This window comes from Streptomyces virginiae, from assembly GCF_040638905.1.
GTDB classification, from domain to species: Bacteria; Actinomycetota; Actinomycetes; order Streptomycetales; family Streptomycetaceae; genus Streptomyces; species Streptomyces virginiae_B.
This window is the reverse complement of sequence record NZ_JBEZYV010000003.1, coordinates 110,875-128,393: the sequence shown is the minus strand read 5'-3', so window position 1 is coordinate 128,393 and position 17,519 is coordinate 110,875. Positions and strand designations below refer to the sequence as shown.

The window sequence follows — 17,519 nt, the reverse complement described above, 5'->3', positions numbered from 1 at the left end:
GCGGTCAACGCTCTGACCTGCGGGGACGTCAGAAGCCGAAGTCCTGGGTCCACCAGGGGCCGCCAGCGGCGAAGTGGGCGCCGACGCCCAGGGTGCGGAACTCGCAGTGGAGGATGTTCGCCTTGTGGCCGGGACTGTTCATCCAGGCCTTCATCACGGACCCGGCGTCGCCCTGGCCGCGGGCGATGTTCTCGCCGCCGAGGCCCGAGAGGCCGGCCCTCGCGGCGCGGTCCCAGGGGGTGTTGCCGTCGGGGTCGTCGTGGCCGAAGAAGCCGCGGGTGGCCATGTCCTTGCTGAAGGCGCCGGCCAGCGCGGCCAGCGGCGGGTTGGCGCGGATCGGGCCGCAGCCCGCCCGGGCGCGCTCCTGGTTCACCAGGGTGACCACGGCCGCCTCCTGCGCGGAGTGGCCGTCCAGGCTCGGCCGGGTCGCCGTGGCGGTGGGAGCCGGCGTGGACGGGGCCGGGGGCCGGGTCTTCTCCGGGACCTCGGGGGAGGGGGAGGGGGAGGGGGAGGGTGCGGCCGGGACCGGGCGCTCGGTGCTCGGCTTCGGCTTCGGCTTCGCCTTCGGCGGGGCGGGCGGCGCGGAGGGGGTCGGCGAAGCCGACGGCGCGGGGGAGCCCGACGGGGTGGGCGAGGCCGGCGGGGTCGGCGCAACCGACGGGGTCGGCGAGGCCGGCGGGGTCGCGGAGGCGCTCGGCGTACCGGTCGTGGCGGAGCCGCGGCCAGACAGGCTCGCGAGGCCGCCCTGCTTCTGGAGGACGGAATCGTCGGGGCCGGGCTTGGCCTTGGCCCGGGCCGTGGCGGCGGTCGTGTCCGTAGCGCTGACGCCCACATAGGGGAACGAATCGCCGACCGGCACCATGCCGGTGGTGAGGGCCGCGGTGCCGAGGGCGACGGCCACCGAGACCCCGAGCAGGCCGGTGCGCAGGGCGGTGCCGTGCGAGCCGCCGCGGCGCGGCGGGGCGGGGAGTCGGTGACGTCCCATCGGTGTCGTGCCTTCCTGACCGGATCAAGATCATCCCTAACCCACCCAAAATGGGTGAGTTCATTGGTGCGGCGACTGTACGCCATGGGGCCCTGGGGCGATGTGACCGGAAAGTGGCCGCCCGGTTAGCGTTCACGCATGAACGAAGACGTCCGTCTGACCGCCTGGGTGCGCGGCCGTGTGCAGGGAGTGGGCTTCCGCTGGTTCACCAGGGAGAACGCCTTGGAGATCGGCGGGGTGGTCGGCTTCGCGCTCAACCTCGACGACGGGCGAGTACAGGTGGTCGCCGAAGGTCAACGTGAGAATTGCCACCGGCTGCTCGACTGGCTGCGGTCCGCCGACACGCCCGGCCGGGTGGACGGGGTGACAGAGATCTGGGGGACACCGCGCGGTGGCTACGAGGGGTTCGGGATGCGGTGAGCGATCGACTGATCATGGACTCATCACATCTCTGATCGCCCGGACCCGGTCGGAACTGGGCATTCGTCGCCGACGCGTTGCCGCCGCGGACGATTCGTGGAAGGCTCGGAGATGAGGATGATCTCCACGCCCCTCGCGGGGGCCGGGGTGCCCGCCGATACGGGGCGTGATCGTGTTGACCGTCAAACTTTTTGGTGAGACGCTGGAAGCCCCGCGCACCTGAGCTGTTTGGCAGTGCTGGCAGTAGTAAGCGCAGTGACTGACAGTCGCTGCCGGACATCCGCGGGTGCGATTCCCTCACGACCCACACCGCTTCGGTCGGTCACTCAGTGTGGAGGACCATCCATCATGGCAAAGGCGCTTCTCGGTTACGTCGGCGGTTCCGATCCGCGACTCCTCGCCGAGATGCGACGGCTTCAGCAGCGCGTCCAGGACCTCGAGTCCGAGCTCGTACGGATTCAGTCCGAAAATGACGCGCTGAACGCGGCCGCCGCTCAGCACGACGGAGACTCGCTGCTGGACAGCATCGACATCGACGTACCCCAGGCGGAGCCTGCGCTCACCTGATCACGCGCTCACTCGTCGCTCGAATCCAGCACCGCATGATCTGCAAGGGACGCTCCGGCGTCCCTTCTTTCTTTGGACTCCGCATCAGGGGCCCCAGGGCCGGGTGGGGTGCTTGATGCCTTTGACGTCACTCGTGCCCTGCACCTTCACGGGTGAAACCGAACGTGAAAGGTAGAGTCCGGCGGCGTGCACCTCAAGTCCCTGACCCTGCGTGGCTTCAAGTCCTTCGCCTCCGCCACCACCCTGCGCTTCGAACCCGGCATCACCTGCGTCGTGGGTCCCAACGGCTCGGGCAAGTCCAACGTCGTCGACGCGCTGTCCTGGGTCATGGGCGAACAAGGGGCCAAGTCCCTGCGCGGCGGGAAGATGGAAGACGTCATCTTCGCCGGGACCACCGGACGCCCGCCGCTCGGGCGCGCCGAGGTCTCCCTGACCATCGACAACGCCGACGGCGCGCTGCCCATCGACTACGCCGAAGTCACCATCACCAGGATCATGTTCCGCGGCGGCAGCAGCGAGTACCAGATCAACGGTGACACCTGCCGGCTGCTCGACATCCAGGAACTGCTCTCCGACTCCGGCATCGGCCGTGAGATGCACGTCATCGTCGGGCAGGGCCAGCTGGACTCCGTCCTGCACGCCGACCCCATGGGCCGCCGCGCCTTCATCGAGGAGGCCGCCGGCGTCCTGAAGCACCGCAAGCGCAAGGAGAAGGCGCTGCGGAAGCTCGACGCGATGCAGGCCAACCTCGCCCGCGTGCAGGACCTCGGCGACGAACTGCGCCGGCAGCTCAAGCCCCTGGGCCGGCAGGCCGCGGTCGCCCGGCGGGCGGCCGTGATCCAGGCCGACCTGCGCGACGCCCGGCTGCGCCTGCTCGCCGACGACCTGGTCGTTTTGCGGCGTGCGCTCGACACGGAGATCGCCGACGAGGCCGCGCTGAAGGAACGCAAGGAGGCCGCCGAGGCCCAGCTCGCCGCCGCGCTGCGGCGCGAGGCCGAGCTGGAGGAAGCGGTACGGGAACTCGCGCCGCGGCTCCAGCGGGCGCAGCAGACCTGGTACGAGCTGTCGCAGCTCGCCGAGCGGGTACGGGGCACAGCCTCCCTGGCGGACGCGCGGGTCAAGAGCGCGACGGCCCCCGTCGAGGAGGAGCGCCGGGGCCGCGACCCCGAGGACATGGAGCGGGAGGCCGAGCGGATCCGCGAGCAGGAGGCCGAGCTGACGGCCGCCCTGGAGGCGGCCTCCCGCGCCCTGGAGGACACCACCGGGCACCGCGCGGAGCTGGAGCGGGAACTGGCCGAGGAGGAACGGAGGCTGCGGGACGCCGCGCGGGCCATCGCCGACCGGCGCGAGGGACTGGCCCGGCTGACGGGCCGGCTCGGCGCGGCCCGCTCCCGCGCAGGTGCGGCCCAGGCGGAGATCGACCGGCTCGCCCTGGCGCGGGACGAGGCGCGGACCCGGGCCGAGGCCGCGCAGGCCGAGTACGAGGCACTGGCGGAGGAGGTCGGCGGGTTCGACGACCCGTCGGCGGAGACGGACCACGAGGCCGCGCGGGTGGAGCTGAAGGAGGCCGAAGCCGGCCTCGGTGCCGCGCGGGAGGAGCTGGCGGCGGCGGAGCGCGCGCGGGCGGCGGTGTCGGCCCGCAGGGACGCGCTGGCGATGGGGCTGCGCCGCAAGGACGGTACGGGAGCGCTGCTCGCGGCCCGCGAACGGCTGGCCGGTGTGCTCGGACCGGCGGCGGAACGGCTGTCGGTGACCCCCGGCTACGAAGCCGCCGTGGCCGCCGGCCTGGGCTCGGCGGCGGACGCGCTGGCGGTGTCTTCCCCGGCGGCGGCGGCCGACGCCATCCGCCACCTGCGCGAAGCGGACGCCGGCCGGGCAACGCTCCTGATCACCCCGCCGGCTGCCCTGTCGGGCGGGGGTGCGTGCGGTTCGGCTGTCCTGCCGAGGCAGGGTTCCGAGCCGGGAGCCGTTCCGGTGCACCCGGCGCCGGAGCCGGCGTCCGCGCCGGACGCCGCCGGCGCAGGTCACGCCCCGGACGCGGGCGGATCGGTCGCGCTGCCGGGTCAGGGGCTCGGCGCTGACGCCGCTCCGGCGGACGGGGCCCAGCCGGGCCGGGGTGCCGAGCCGGCGTCCGGGCTCGCGCCGGACGCCGGCGCTGACTGGCGGGCCCGGCCTGCGGGCGGACCGGCAGCACCCGGTCCGTGTGCCGAACCCGGCATCGCTCCGGCAGACGCCGTCGCCGAGGGGTGGGACGCTGGGCTTGTCTCCGGGACCTCCGTCGGCGGCGGTGGCGAGCGGGTGTCCGTGCCGGCCGGGGGAGGCGTGCCCCACCCGGCCCCCGCTTCGGACGGGATGGCCCTGCCCGTGCCCGTCGTCGCGCTGGTGGCCGGGGACGGCGAGGTGCTCCGGGCCCTGGCGTGGGTGCTGCGCGACCACGTCGTCGTCGCCACCCTCGACGAGGCAGAGGCGCTCGTCGCGCGGCGCCCCGACGCGGTGGCCGTGACCGTCGGGGGCGATGTCCTCGGCGCACACCTCGCGCACGGCGGATCCGCCGGGGCGCCCAGCCTGATCGAGGTGCAGGCCGCCGTCGACGAGGCCGCGGCGGAGCTGACCCGGCTCGGTGCGCGGTGCGAGGAGCTCGCGCAGGCGCAGGGGACCGCACAGGCCCGCCGGCAGGACGCGGCCGCCCTGGTGGAGGAACTCGCCGAGCGCCGGCGCGCCGCGGAGCAGGCCCGGGCCGGGGTCGCCCAGCAGCTCGGCCGGCTCGCCGGACAGGCGAAGGGGGCCGTCGGCGAGGCCGAGCGCGCCGCCGCCGCCGCGGCCAGGGCCCAGGAGGCCCTGGAGCAGGCGCTGGCCGAGGTCGAGGAGTGCGCGGAGCGGCTCGCCACCGCCGAGGAGATGCCGGTGGAGGAGGAGCCGGACAGTTCGCGCCGCGACCGGCTCGCGGCCGACGGGGCCAACGCCCGCCAGACCGAGATGGAGGCCCGGCTCCAGCTGCGGACCCACGAGGAGCGGGTCAAGGGGCTGGCCGGACGAGCGGATTCCCTCGACCGGGCGGCCCGGGCGGAACGCGAGGCCCGGGCCCGCGCCGAACGCCGCCGGACACGTCGGCGCCACGAGGCGGACGTGGCCCGCGCGGTGGCCGACGGGTCCCGCCAGCTCCTGGCCCACGTGGAGGTCTCCCTCCTTCGGGCCGACGAGGAACGCATCCTGGCCGAACGGGCCAAGGGGCTGCGCGAGCGCGAGCTCGCCGACGCGCGCAACAGCGGCCGCGACCTGAAGGGGGAGCTCGACAAGCTCACCGACTCCGTCCACCGCGGCGAGGTGCTCGGCGCCGAACAGCGGCTGCGCATCGAGGCCCTGGAGGCCAGGGCCCTGGAGGAGTTCGGCATGGAGCCCCGTGCGCTCGTCGCCGAGTACGGGCCGGAGCAGCCGGTGCCGCCGTCCCCGCCGGCCGACGGCGAGGAGCTGCCGCAGGACCCCGAGCACCCGCGCAACCGGCCCGGGCCCTTCGTACGGGCGCAGCAGGAGAAGCGGTTCAAGGCGGCCGAACGGGCCTACCAGCAGCTCGGGAAGGTCAATCCGCTCGCCCTGGAGGAGTTCGCAGCGCTCGAAGAGCGCCACAAGTTCCTCAGCGAGCAGCTGGAGGACCTCCGCAAGACCCGGGCCGATCTCCTTCAAGTGGTGAAGGAGGTCGACCAGCGCGTCGAGCAGGTGTTCACCGAGGCGTACCGGGACACGGCCCGGGAGTTCGAGGGTGTCTTCGCGCGCCTGTTCCCCGGCGGCGAGGGCCGGCTGGTCCTGACCGACCCGGACAACATGCTGACCACCGGCGTCGACGTCGAAGCCCGCCCGCCGGGCAAGAAGGTCAAGCGGCTGTCGCTGCTGTCGGGCGGCGAGCGCTCGCTGACCGCCGTGGCCATGCTGGTGTCCATCTTCAAGGCGCGCCCCAGCCCGTTCTACGTGATGGACGAGGTCGAGGCCGCGCTCGACGACACCAACCTGCAGCGGCTGATCCGGATCATGGAGGAGCTCCAGGAGAGTTCGCAGCTGATCGTGATCACGCACCAGAAGCGGACCATGGAGGTCGCGGACGCCCTCTATGGCGTTTCCATGCAGGGCGACGGGGTATCGAAGGTCATCAGCCAACGTCTCCGCTGAGCGCATAAATTCAAGAAGTGAATTCAAAGGTGCCCGACTCTGCGGTATGTGACCTTCGCGTCAGGTCTTGACTTCAGAAACTGAACGCATAGGCTCGCTCCGCTGTCTCCCGGCTTCGAGTGGTGCCCGATCTTGAACTGTGCGCCACTGTGAAGACGGACGAAACCCCACGGAGCACACCTTGACCAGCAGCACATCGCGGGCCTCGGCGCCCGGCGGCGGAGCCTCGCCCCAGCCCGACCACCTCGGCCACGTCATCTTCATCACGGCGGCCGCTGCCATGGGCGGCTTCCTCTTCGGGTACGACAGCTCCGTCATCAACGGAGCCGTCGTCGCGATCCGCGAGCGGTTCCACGTCGGCTCCGAGGCACTCGCCCAGGTGATCGCCGCCGCGCTGATCGGCTGCGCCATCGGCGCCGCCACCGCGGGCCGGCTGGCCGACCGGATCGGCCGCATCCGCTGCATGCAGATCGCGGCCGTCCTCTTCACCGCCAGCGCCATCGGTTCGGCGCTGCCGTTCGCCCTCTGGGACCTCGCCATGTGGCGCGTGATCGGCGGCTTCGGCATCGGCATGGCCTCCGTCATCGGCCCCGCCTACATCGCCGAGGTGTCCCCGCCCGCCTACCGCGGCCGGCTCGCCTCCTTCCAGCAGGCCGCCATCGTCATCGGCATCGCCGTCTCCCAGCTCGTCAACTGGGGCATCCTCAACCTCGCCGACGGCGACCAGCGCGGCGAGATCGGCGGCCTGGAGGCCTGGCAGTGGATGCTGGGCGTCATGGTCGTCCCGGCCGTCCTCTACGGGCTGCTGTCCTTCGTCATCCCGGAGTCCCCGCGCTTCCTGGTCTCCGTCGGCCGCACCGACGAGGCCAAGAAGGTGCTGGCCGAGGTCGAGGGCTCCAAGGTCGACCTGGACGGGCGCGTCCGCGATATCGAGCACGCGATGCACTCCGAGCACAAGTCCACCTTCAAGGACCTGCTCGGCGGCCGCTTCGGCTTCCTGCCGATCGTCTGGATCGGTATCGGCCTCTCGGTCTTCCAGCAGCTCGTCGGCATCAACGTGATCTTCTACTACAGCTCCTCGCTGTGGCAGTCCGTCGGCATCGACCCGTCCAGCTCGTTCCTCTACTCCTTCACCACGTCGATCATCAACATCGTCGGCACGGTGATCGCGATGATCTTCGTCGACCGGATCGGCCGCAAGCCGCTCGCCCTCATCGGCTCGGCGGGCATGGCCGTCTCCCTCGGCCTGTGCGCGTGGGCGTTCTCCTTCACCTCCGGCACCGGCGACGACATCACCATGCCCGACGCCCAGGCCGCGGTGGCCCTGGTCGCCGCGCACACCTTCGTGCTCTTCTTCGCCCTGTCCTGGGGCGTGGTGGTCTGGGTGCTGCTCGGCGAGATGTTCCCGAACCGCATCCGTGCCGCGGCGCTCGGCGTCGCCGCCTCGGCACAGTGGATCGCCAACTGGGTCATCACCGTCTCGTTCCCGTCCCTCTCGGACTGGAGCCTGTCCGGCGCATACGTGATCTACACCGTCTTCGCACTGCTCTCGATCCCGTTCGTCCTCAAGTGGGTGCCGGAGACCAAGGGCAAGGCGCTGGAGGAGATGGGGTAACCCCTCCCCGCCACCACCCCTTCTCCTCGGTACTGCCCCGGCTCAGCCCTTGAGCCGGGGCAGTACCTGTTCGCACAGCAGGTGCAGGCTGCGCCAGCCCTCGTCCAGCGGCATCCCGCCGCACAGCGGGTGCAGCACCAGGTTCCCCGCCTCGCCGGCCCTCCGCCCGTACGCGACCGCCTCGTCCGGAGTGAGGACCCGGTAGACGCCCTCCGCGCGCAGCTCCGCCACCGACCGCGCGGCCGACCGTACGGCGCTGCGGATGTCCTTGGACTGCCAGGACGCGTACATCCCCGCCTCGTGCAGGAAGTGCTCCCCGTACTGCGCCCAGACCCGGTCGGGGTCCTCCGCGATGTGCAGCAGGGGGGTCTCGGCCGCGGGCATCATGCAGAAGCCCTCCGTGCCGTACTCCGCCAGCCGCGCCGTGTAGTACGCCTCCAGCTCCGGCAGGTGCGCGCTGGGGAAGAAGGGCAGCCCGAGCCGGGCGGCGCGGCGCGCTGCCGCCTCGGAGCTGCCACCCACCAGCAGCAGCGGGTGCGGCCGGGTGAAGGGCGTCGGGGTGACCCGTACCGTGCGGCCGCGGAACTCGAAGGGCTCGCCGGTCCACGCCTTCAGCAGGGTCTCCAGCAGCTCGTCCTGGAGCCGGCCGCGCCGGCCCCACTCCACGCCGTGCTGCTCGTACTCCTCGGGCCGGTAGCCGATCCCCGCGACCGTGACCAGGCGCCCGCCGCTCAGCAGGTCGAGGACGGCGATGTCCTCGGCGACCTTCAGCGGGTCGTACAGCGGACCGATGATCGCCGAGACGGTGACGGTGATCCGGCGGGTCGCGCCGAAGACCGCGCCCGCGAAGGCGAAGGGGGAGGGCAGCCAGTTGTTGTCCGTGCCGTGGTGCTCCTCGGTCTGGACGGTGTCGATCCCCCGGCCGTCGGCGTAGCGCGCCATCTCCAGTGCCGCCTTGTAGCGGGCGGAGAGGGACTCGGGGGTGCCGCCGGGGTCGACGAGATTGAACCGGGCCACGGTGATGGGCATGGAGAAGTCCCCCTTCGCCGGATGGGGTGGGCTGGCGAAGGGGGACGTTAGCTGACGCGACGTCAGTTGGACAGTGGTCCGGCGAGCTCGGGCTCCTGCTCCGGCGCGGGAGCCGGCCCGGCGGGCGCCGTGCGCGGCGGTACGGCGTACAGCCGGCGCGGCACGTCCACGCCGAAGACGCCGATCCACAGGCTCACGTCCCGGTCCGAACGCCCGGGTTCAGCGGCTCCGGGGTGGCCGTAGCCGATACTGGTGGGGTTATGGACATCCTCATCCTTGCTGTAGTCATCGCCCTGGTCGCGGTCGGTGCGATCAGCGGGCTCGTGGTCAGCAGCCGCAAGAAGAAGCAGCTGCCGCCCCCGGCACCGCCGAGTACGCCGACCATCACTGCCCCGCCTGCCGAGCCGCAGGTGGGGGAGGACGCCGTAGAGACGGCGGAAGAGCCGCGCCGCACGATCGAGGAGGTCGGACTCCCGGAGGCCGAGGCTCCCGCCGCGGCGCCCGTCGTCATCGAGCCCGAGGTCCCGGCCGCCCCCGAGATCGAGGTGCCCGAGCCCACCGCCGGCCGCCTGGTCCGGCTGCGCGCCCGCCTCGCCCGGTCGCAGAACTCCCTCGGCAAGGGGCTGCTCACGCTGCTCTCGCGCGAGCACCTCGACGAGGACACCTGGGAGGAGATCGAGGAGACCCTCCTCATCGCCGATGTCGGCGTCGTGCCGACCCAGGAGCTCGTCGAGCGCCTCCGGGAGCGGGTCAAGGTCCTCGGCACCCGTACCCCGGCGGACCTGCGCACCCTGCTCAAGGAGGAGCTGCTGACCCTGGTCGGCACCGACTTCGACCGCGCCGTGAAGACGGAGAGCGGCGAGGACACCCCCGGCGTGATCATGGTCGTCGGCGTCAACGGCACCGGCAAGACCACAACCACCGGCAAGCTGGCGCGGGTGCTCGTCGCCGACGGCCGCAGCGTGGTGCTCGGGGCGGCCGACACCTTCCGCGCCGCCGCCGCCGACCAGCTGCAGACGTGGGGCGAGCGCGTCGGCGCCCGCACCGTGCGCGGCCCCGAGGGCGGCGACCCGGCCTCGATCGCCTACGACGCGGTCAAGGAGGGCATCGCCGAGGGCGCCGACGTCGTGCTCATCGACACCGCCGGCCGCCTGCACACCAAGACCGGCCTCATGGACGAGCTCGGAAAGGTCAAGCGCGTCGTCGAGAAGCACGGCCCGCTGGACGAGATCCTGCTGGTCCTGGACGCCACCACCGGGCAGAACGGCCTGGCCCAGGCGCGCGTCTTCGCCGAGGTCGTGGACATCACCGGCATCGTGCTGACCAAGCTCGACGGCACGGCCAAGGGCGGCATCGTCGTCGCCGTCCAGCGCGAGCTGGGCGTCCCGGTCAAGCTCATCGGACTCGGGGAGGGCGCCGACGACCTGGCCCCGTTCGAGCCCGAGGCGTTCGTGGACGCCCTGATCGGCGACTGAGCACGGCCCGCGCACACGCCGGTGCCCCCGCCTTCCGAACGGAACGCGGGGGCACCGGCGTGTGCACCGCTCAGCGACGGAAACGGTGGCAGATGTACGCCAGGGTGCCCAGCAGCAGCCGGGCCTGCGGCGGACCCCCGGCGGAGTCGAGCGCGGGCGGCCGCAGCCAGCCGACCTGGCCGAGCCCGGACCGGTCCGGGGGCGGGGCCGTCACGAAGGTTCCCGGCCCCAGGGCGCGCAGGTCCAGATCGGCGTCGTCCCAGCCCATCCGGTACAGCAGCTGCGGCAGCTCCGCCGCCGCGCCGGGAGCCACGAAGAACTGCGCCCGGCCGTCCGCGGTGACGATGACGGGGCCGAGCGGCAGCCCCATCCGCTCCAGTCGCACCAGTGCGCGCCGCCCGGCCTCCTCGGAGACCTCGATGACGTCGAAGGCGCGGCCCACCGGGAGCAGGACCGCGGCGCCCGGGTAGCGGCCCCAGGCCTCGGTGACCTCGTCGAGGGTGGCTCCGGCCGGGACCGTCGGGGCGAAGGCCACGGGGTGCGCGCCGGGCGCGGCGCACCGGGCGTCCCCGCAGGAGCAGTCGCGCGAGGGGGCCGCGGCGCGGGCCCCGGGGACCACGTCCCAGCCCCACAGCCCGGTGTACTCCGCCACCGCCGTGCACTCCGAGGTCCGGCCGCGGCGCCGGGTGCCGGAACGGAACTCCCTGGTACCGCGGCTGCCGCCGATCGTGAAGCCCATGCCCATGCCCCCTCCAACGGGTCGGACGCGCCGGTGGTTACGACGCCTTGGTGAGGACGTCGGCGGAGTCCGCCGCCGGGGCCGCACGGCGGTCGGCCGCGGGGTCGCCGGGGAGTGCCCGCCGTTGCTGCCCGGCGCACTCCTCGCCGCGCGCGCCCCAAGCGCACTCCAGTCCAACCGGTCCGTTTCACCTTGGTGTCAAGTGAATCGCGCCTGGCCGGTGGCGGGTTCATTCGAAGGGGTGGCGAATGGTGGCGTTTCTGGAAACAACCTCGCCGCAGGGGTGATCGTAGGATTACTTTCGGTACACGAACCCTGAGGCGGGCCCGTGCGTGGGTATGCCGGAGGCAATGCGTGAAGGACCTGTGAAGGTCCGTGGTGACGCTGGGCCTACCGGCCAGGGTTTCGTATGGAAGAGGCTGAGCGGATGGGGGCGTTCCAGTGAGCGGCAACGGCGCAAGCGGAACGATCGAGGATGCTGCTGCGCGCAACGACCAGCTGACCTCGTGGTTCGTCCGCAGCGGATGGTCGAAGGGCGAGCTCGCCCGGCAGGTCAACCGCAGGGCCCGGCAGATGGGCGCCCACCACATCAGCACCGACACCTCCCGGGTGCGCCGCTGGCTGGACGGCGAACAGCCCCGTGAGCCCGTCCCGCGCATCCTGTCCGAGCTGTTCTCCGAGCGTTTCGGCTCCGTCGTCGCCATCGAACAGCTCGGCCTGCGCACCGCCCACCAGACCCCCTCCGTCTCCGGGGTCGACCTGCCCTGGGCCGGCCCGCAGACCGTCGAGCTCCTCGGCGAGTTCTCCCGCAGCGACCTGATGCTGGCCCGCCGCGGCTTCCTCGGGACCTCCCTCGCCCTCTCCGCCGGCCCCGCCCTCATCGAGCCCATGCAGCGCTGGCTCGTTCCCGCCCCGGCCGCCGACCCGGGACCGCGCGGGGCGGGGCCGACGGGGGCCCTCGGCGGCCACCGCCCGCCCCGGCTCTCCGAACCGGAACTCGACCTCCTCGACGCCACCACCGTGATGTTCCGCCAGTGGGACGCCCAGTGCGGGGGCGGCCTGCGCCGCAAGGCCGTCGTGGGCCAGCTCCACGAGGTCACCGACCTGCTCCAGGAGAACCACCCCGCCCCCGTCATGAAGCGGCTCTTCAAGGTCGCCGCGGAACTGGCCGAACTGGCCGGCTGGATGAGCTACGACATCGGCCTGCACCCCACCGCGCAGAAGTACTTCGTCCTCGCGCTGCACGCCGCCAAGGAGGCCGGGGACAAGCCGCTCGGCTCCTACATCCTCTCCGGGATGAGCCGCCAGATGATCCACCTGGGCCGGCCCGAGGACGCCCTCGAACTCGTCCACCTCGCGCAGTACGGCAGCCGCGACTGCGCCGGCCCGCGGACCCAGGCCATGCTGTATGCGATGGAGGCCCGCGCCTACGCCAACATGGGCCAGCCCAGCCGCTGCAAGCGGGCCGTGCGGATGGCCGAGGACACCTTCTCCGACGTCGGCTTCGCCGACGAGCCGGAGCCGGACTGGATCCGCTTCTTCTCCGAGGCCGAGCTGAACGGCGAGAACTCCCACTCGTACCGGGACCTGGCCTACGTCGCCGGGCGCAGCCCCATGTACGCGTCCCTCGCCGAACCCGTCATGGAGCGGGCCGTCGAGCTCTTCGAGAAGGACCAGGAGCACCAGCGTTCCTACGCCCTGAACCTCATCGGCATGGCCACCGTCCACCTGCTCCAGCGCGAGCCCGAGCAGGCTGCCTCCCTCGTCGGCCGGGCCCTCGACGTGGCGGGAAAGGTTCGCTCCGAACGGGTGAACACCCGCCTGCGCAAGACCGTGGACAGCGCCGCCCGTGAATACGGCGACGTCGCCGAGGTGGTCCGGCTCACCGATCACCTCGCCTCCCGGCTCCCCGAAGCCGCGGAGGCCGTCTGACGGCCCTGTAAGGCCGTTCCCGAGGCCCCGGCCGCGGCAGTCACCCCGAGAAGCCCGATCAGGCTCCCCCAGCCAGGACGCCCGGGTGCTGCCGCGGCCGGCTGTTCTTCGCGGCCGCTCCGCCGCCGCCTCGCGGAGGCGGTCGCCCGCCGTCGTGGTTGCCCAATCGATCGCCGCGGTGTTCATCGCCGCGTAACAGCACGGACCTCTTCGTCACGGGCGCGAAACATCGGGCGGCGCCGCCGGAAACCGGCCTGCGCGAATCTCATGGCCAATAACCGGCCAGTTCCTTCTGCCGCCGCTCAGGCTTTCACGATCGCCCGCACGCGAACGTACCGACGACGAGGAGACGCCGATGGCATCAGCCATCACGACCCTCGCTGCAGACGCCCCGACGCTGTCTGCCGCGAACACCGGGTTCATGCTCATCTGCTCCGCCCTGGTCATGCTGATGACCCCGGGACTCGCCTTCTTCTACGGAGGCATGGTCCGCGTCAAGAGCAGCCTCAACATGCTGATGATGAGCTTCATCAGCCTCGGGATCGTCACGATCCTCTGGGTGCTCTACGGCTTCAGCCTCGCCTTCGGCACCGACTCCGGCTCCCTCATCGGCTGGAACTCCGACTACGTGGGCCTCAGCGGCATCGGCATCACCGAGCTCTGGGACGGCTACACCATCCCGGTCTACGTCTTCGCCGTCTTCCAGCTGATGTTCGCCGTCATCACCCCGGCCCTGATCAGCGGCGCCCTCGCCGACCGCGTGAAGTTCAGCGCCTGGGTCCTCTTCACCGCGCTGTGGGTCACCGTGGTCTACTTCCCCGTCGCCCACTGGGTATGGGGCGCCGGCGGCTGGCTCTTCGAGCTGGGCGTCATCGACTTCGCCGGCGGCACCGCCGTCCACATCAACGCCGGCGCCGCCGCCCTCGGCGTGATCCTCGTCATCGGCAAGCGCGTCGGCTTCAAGAAGGACCCGATGCGCCCCCACAGCCTGCCCCTCGTGATGCTGGGCGCCGGTCTCCTCTGGTTCGGCTGGTTCGGATTCAACGCGGGCTCCTGGCTCGGCAACGACGACGGCGTCGGCGCGGTCATGTTCGTCAACACCCAGGTCGCCACCGCCGCCGCCATGCTGGCCTGGCTGGCCTACGAGAAGCTGCGGCACGGCTCCTTCACCACCCTCGGCGCCGCCTCCGGCGCGGTCGCCGGCCTCGTCGCCATCACCCCGGCCGGCGGCGCCGTCAGCCCGCTCGGCGCGATCGCCGTCGGCGCCATCGCCGGTGTGCTGTGCGCCATGGCGGTGGGCCTCAAGTACAAGTTCGGCTACGACGACTCCCTCGACGTCGTCGGCGTCCACCTCGTCGGCGGCATCGCCGGCTCCCTGCTCGTCGGCCTCTTCGCCACCGGCGGGGTCCAGTCCGACGTGGCCGGCCTCTTCTACGGCGGCGGCCTGGAGCAGCTCGGCAAGCAGGCCATCGGAGTCTTCTCGGTCCTCGCCTACTCTCTGGTGGCATCCGCGGGGCTCGCCTTCCTGCTCGACAAGACGATCGGGATGCGCGTCGCCGAAGACGTCGAGGTCGCCGGCATCGACCAGAGCGAACACGCCGAGACCGCATACGACTTCAGCGGCGCCGGTGGCGGAGCCGCCGCGCGGAGCACCGCCGCCCCCCTCCCCTCCGCCGCGAGCAAGAAGGTTGACGCATGAAGCTGATCACCGCGATCGTCAAGCCGCACAAGCTGGACGAGATCAAGGAAGCCCTCCAGGCCTTCGGAGTGCAGGGCCTCACGGTCAGCGAGGCCAGCGGCTACGGCCGCCAGCGCGGCCACACCGAGGTCTACCGGGGCGCCGAGTACCAGGTCGACCTCGTCCCCAAGATCCGCATCGAGGTGCTGGTCGAGGACTCCGACGCCGAAGAGCTCATCCGGGTCGTCGTGAGCGCGGCGTCCACCGGCAAGATCGGCGACGGCAAGGTGTGGAGCGTCCCCGTGGACTCGGTCGTCCGGGTCCGCACCGGCGAGCGCGGCGCCGACGCGCTCTGAGGCTGACGGGAGCTGCTGGGTGACGAGCACGGAAGACACCACGGACCACACGGCCGACTCGGGACCCAGCGGATACGCCGCGGCCCGGCTGCGACTCCTCCAGGAGGAGTCGCGGTCCGGGCCCTCGCGGCGTTCCGCCCTGGCCGGACTGACCGACGCATGGCTGAACGCCCTCTTCGCCACCGCCGTACGCGAGACCGGCGTCCGCGGCGCCACCCTCGTGGCCGTCGGCGGCTACGGCAGGGCCGAACTCTCCCCCCGCAGCGACCTCGACCTCCTGCTGCTGCACGACGGCAAGGCCGAGCCCCGGGCGCTCAGTGCACTCGCCGACCGCCTCTGGTACCCGGTGTGGGACCTCGGCGTCGCCCTCGACCACTCGGTACGCACCCCCGCCGAGGCCCGCAGGACCGCCACCGAGGACCTCAAGGTGCACCTGGGCCTGCTGGACGCCCGGACGGTCGCCGGCGACGCCGGACTCCTCGCGGGCCTGCGGACCTCCGTACTGGCCGACTGGCGCAACCAGGCGCCCAAACGCCTCCCGCAGCTGCACTCCCTGTGCCGGGAGCGGGCCGAGCGGGCCGGGGAGCTCCGCTTCCTGCTCGAACCCGACCTCAAGGAGGCCCGCGGCGGTCTCCGGGACGCCACCGCGCTGCGGGCGGTCGCCGCCTCCTGGCTCGCCGACGCCCCGCGCGAAGGCCTCGCCGAGGCCCGCCGCCGGCTCCTGGACGCGCGTGACGCCCTCCACCTGGTCACCGGCCGGGCCACCGACCGGCTCTCCCTGCAGGAACAGGACCAGGTCGCGGCGCGGCTGGGGCTGCTCGACGCCGACGCACTGCTGCGCGAGGTCTACGAGGCCGCGCGCGTGGTCGCGTACGCGGGCGACGTGACCTGGCGCGAGGTCGGACGGGTGCTGCGGGCCCGCGCCGCCCGGCCCAGGCTCCGCGGGCTGCTGGGCGGCCGCGGCGCCACCGCCGCCCGGGCACCCCTGGCCGAAGGCGTGGTGGAGTCCGACGGGGAGGCCGTCCTGGCCCTGGCCGCCCGCCCGGACCGCGATGCCGTGCTGGCCCTGCGGCTGGCCGCGGCGGCCGCGCAGGCCGGACTCCCCGTGTCGCCGCACGCCGTACGCCGAATCGCGCAGCAGGGCAGGGCCCTGCCGGTGCCCTGGCCGGCCGAGGCCCGTGAGCAACTCCTCACGCTCCTGGGCGCGGGGGAGCCGACGGTGGCCGTCTGGGAGGCCATGGAGGCAGAGGGGCTGATCACCCGGCTGCTCCCCGACTGGGAGCGGGTGCGCTGCCGCCCCCAGCGCAACCCCGTGCACACCTGGACCGTGGACCGGCACCTGATCGAGACGGCCGTGCGGGCCGCGGCCCTCACCCGCCGGGTCGGCCGCCCCGACCTGCTGCTGATGGCCGCGCTCCTGCACGACATCGGCAAGGGCTGGCCCGGCGACCACTCCGTCGCCGGGGAGACCATCGCCCGGGACGTCGCCGCCCGGGTGGGCTTCGACGCCCGCGACGTCGCCGTGCTGGGGGCTCTCGTACGCCACCACCTGCTGCTGATCGACACCGCGACCCGGCGCGACCTGGACGACCCGGCCACCGTCCTGTCCGTCGCCGAGGCCGTGGGATCGGTGGGCACGCTGGAGATCCTGCACGCCCTGACCGAGGCGGACGCCCTGGCCACCGGGCCGGCCGCGTGGAGCGCCTGGCGCGGCTCGCTCGTGGCGGACCTCGTCGCGCGCGTCGCCGCCGTGCTGCGCGGCGCGGCCCCGGCCGAGCGGGAACCGGAGATCCCGAGCGCCGAACAGGAACGCCTGGCGGTGGAGGCGCTGCGCACGCGCGAGCCCGTCGTGGCGCTCCACGCCCGCCAGGAGGAAGAGGACGCGGTCGGCGTGGAGCTCGTGGTGGCGGTACCCGACCAGCCCGGGGTCCTCCCCGCCGCGGCCGGCGTGCTGGCCCTGCACCGGCTCACCGTACGGGCGGCGGACCTGCGCTCCGTGGAGCTCCCGGACCGGCTGGGGGAGGTCCTCGTCCTGCGATGGCGGGTGGCGGCCGAGTACGGGGCGCTGCCCGAGGCCGCCCGGCTGCGCACCGACCTGGTGCGCGCCCTGGACGGGTCGCTGGACGTCCCGGCGAAACTGGCGGACCGCGAGGCGGCCTACCCGCGCCGGCGCGGGGTGGTCCCGCCGCCGCCCCGGGTCACGGTGGTCCCGGACGTCTCCTCGCTGGCCACGGTGCTGGAGGTGCGTGCGCCCGACGCCGTCGGCCTGCTCCACCGCGTCGGACGGGCACTGGAGAGCGGCGGGGTGCGTGTGCGCAGTGCGCACGTCTCCACGCTCGGCGCCAACGCGGTGGACACCCTGTACGTGACGACCCCGGAGGGCAAGCCCCTCGACGCCGCGGACGCGGCCGCCCTCGCCGCCTCGGTGGCGGCCGCCCTGTCGTAGCCGGGTACGACGCCGCTGCCCGGGGTTCCCGAGCAGCGGCGGACCGCACCAGGAGCAGGCAGGTCCCCGGACGGGGGAAGGGCCCGATACCCTGGGGGACGACCACAACGCCCCCG

General features: G+C 73.0%; 13 protein-coding genes. 9 read left to right on the top strand and 4 right to left on the bottom strand.

The window, feature by feature from the left end:
* Positions 1–28: 28 nt before the first annotated feature.
* Entirely contained in the window at positions 29–985 is a 957-nt protein-coding gene (locus AB0F82_RS06450) for a CAP domain-containing protein (RefSeq protein WP_362624601.1), read from the bottom strand.
* A gap of 138 nt (positions 986–1,123) precedes the next feature.
* On the opposite strand from AB0F82_RS06450, the gene AB0F82_RS06445 reads away from it, so the two are divergent.
* The 4 genes from AB0F82_RS06445 (at position 1,124) to AB0F82_RS06430 (ending at position 7,748) form a co-directional block, all read left to right on the top strand.
* Positions 1,124–1,405, top strand: a complete 282-nt coding sequence (locus AB0F82_RS06445) for an acylphosphatase (protein ID WP_030032600.1) — start codon at positions 1,124–1,126, stop codon at positions 1,403–1,405.
* 348 nt (positions 1,406–1,753) lie between these two features.
* On the top strand, positions 1,754–1,972 hold the full coding sequence (locus AB0F82_RS06440) for a hypothetical protein (protein WP_030032603.1): 219 nt from the start codon (positions 1,754–1,756) through the stop codon (positions 1,970–1,972).
* 186 nt (positions 1,973–2,158) lie between these two features.
* Positions 2,159–6,133 (top strand): AAA family ATPase, encoded by a 3,975-nt coding sequence (locus AB0F82_RS06435; RefSeq protein WP_362624598.1) that lies wholly within the window; start codon positions 2,159–2,161, stop codon positions 6,131–6,133.
* 181 nt (positions 6,134–6,314) lie between these two features.
* Positions 6,315–7,748, top strand: a complete 1,434-nt coding sequence (locus AB0F82_RS06430) for a sugar porter family MFS transporter (RefSeq protein ID WP_356810539.1) — start codon at positions 6,315–6,317, stop codon at positions 7,746–7,748.
* A 42-nt stretch (positions 7,749–7,790) separates the two neighbouring features.
* On the opposite strand, the gene AB0F82_RS06425 is transcribed toward AB0F82_RS06430, so the two are convergent.
* Together AB0F82_RS06425 and AB0F82_RS06420 are read right to left on the bottom strand one after the other, a co-directional pair.
* A complete protein-coding gene (locus AB0F82_RS06425; protein ID WP_362624596.1) occupies positions 7,791–8,777 on the bottom strand; it encodes an LLM class flavin-dependent oxidoreductase in 987 nt (328 codons plus the stop codon).
* Positions 8,778–8,839: 62 nt separating this feature from the next.
* Positions 8,840–8,974, bottom strand: a complete 135-nt coding sequence (locus AB0F82_RS06420; protein ID WP_362624594.1) for a hypothetical protein — start codon at positions 8,972–8,974, stop codon at positions 8,840–8,842.
* A gap of 63 nt (positions 8,975–9,037) precedes the next feature.
* Here AB0F82_RS06420 and ftsY point away from each other — a divergent pair, with 63 nt between their 5' ends.
* Positions 9,038–10,252, top strand: a complete 1,215-nt coding sequence (gene ftsY / locus AB0F82_RS06415; RefSeq protein ID WP_362624592.1) for a signal recognition particle-docking protein FtsY — start codon at positions 9,038–9,040, stop codon at positions 10,250–10,252.
* 70 nt (positions 10,253–10,322) lie between these two features.
* Here the strand turns inward: ftsY and AB0F82_RS06410 are convergent, their stop codons facing one another.
* Positions 10,323–10,991, bottom strand: coding sequence for a bifunctional DNA primase/polymerase (locus AB0F82_RS06410; protein WP_362624590.1), 669 nt, complete (start codon positions 10,989–10,991; stop codon positions 10,323–10,325).
* A gap of 441 nt (positions 10,992–11,432) precedes the next feature.
* Between AB0F82_RS06410 and nsdA the strand changes: the two genes are divergently transcribed.
* From nsdA to AB0F82_RS06390, 4 genes are all read left to right on the top strand, one after another.
* Entirely contained in the window at positions 11,433–12,923 is a 1,491-nt protein-coding gene (gene nsdA, locus AB0F82_RS06405) for a transcriptional repressor NsdA (protein WP_356810534.1), read from the top strand.
* Positions 12,924–13,278: 355 nt separating this feature from the next.
* Complete coding sequence (locus AB0F82_RS06400) at positions 13,279–14,622, top strand: ammonium transporter (protein WP_362624587.1); 1,344 nt, start codon at positions 13,279–13,281, stop codon at positions 14,620–14,622.
* Complete coding sequence (locus AB0F82_RS06395) at positions 14,619–14,957, top strand: P-II family nitrogen regulator (RefSeq protein WP_030844530.1); 339 nt, start codon at positions 14,619–14,621, stop codon at positions 14,955–14,957. Before AB0F82_RS06400 ends, AB0F82_RS06395 begins: the two co-directional genes overlap by 4 nt.
* Positions 14,958–14,976: 19 nt before the next feature.
* Positions 14,977–17,403: a [protein-PII] uridylyltransferase gene (locus AB0F82_RS06390; RefSeq protein WP_362624585.1), complete on the top strand. Its 2,427-nt coding sequence runs from the start codon at positions 14,977–14,979 to the stop codon at positions 17,401–17,403.
* The last annotated feature ends 116 nt before the right edge of the window (positions 17,404–17,519 follow it).

Coding starts and splice junctions, on each gene's coding strand:
- AB0F82_RS06450 (WP_362624601.1), bottom strand. CDS start 985: ATGGGACGTCACCGACTCCCCGCCCCGCCGCGCCGCGGCGGCTCGCAC.
- AB0F82_RS06445 (WP_030032600.1), top strand. CDS start 1,124: ATGAACGAAGACGTCCGTCTGACCGCCTGGGTGCGCGGCCGTGTGCAG.
- AB0F82_RS06440 (WP_030032603.1), top strand. CDS start 1,754: ATGGCAAAGGCGCTTCTCGGTTACGTCGGCGGTTCCGATCCGCGACTC.
- AB0F82_RS06425 (WP_362624596.1), bottom strand. CDS start 8,777: ATGCCCATCACCGTGGCCCGGTTCAATCTCGTCGACCCCGGCGGCACC.
- ftsY (WP_362624592.1), top strand. CDS start 9,038: ATGGACATCCTCATCCTTGCTGTAGTCATCGCCCTGGTCGCGGTCGGT.
- AB0F82_RS06410 (WP_362624590.1), bottom strand. CDS start 10,991: ATGGGCTTCACGATCGGCGGCAGCCGCGGTACCAGGGAGTTCCGTTCC.
- AB0F82_RS06400 (WP_362624587.1), top strand. CDS start 13,279: ATGGCATCAGCCATCACGACCCTCGCTGCAGACGCCCCGACGCTGTCT.
- AB0F82_RS06395 (WP_030844530.1), top strand. CDS start 14,619: ATGAAGCTGATCACCGCGATCGTCAAGCCGCACAAGCTGGACGAGATC.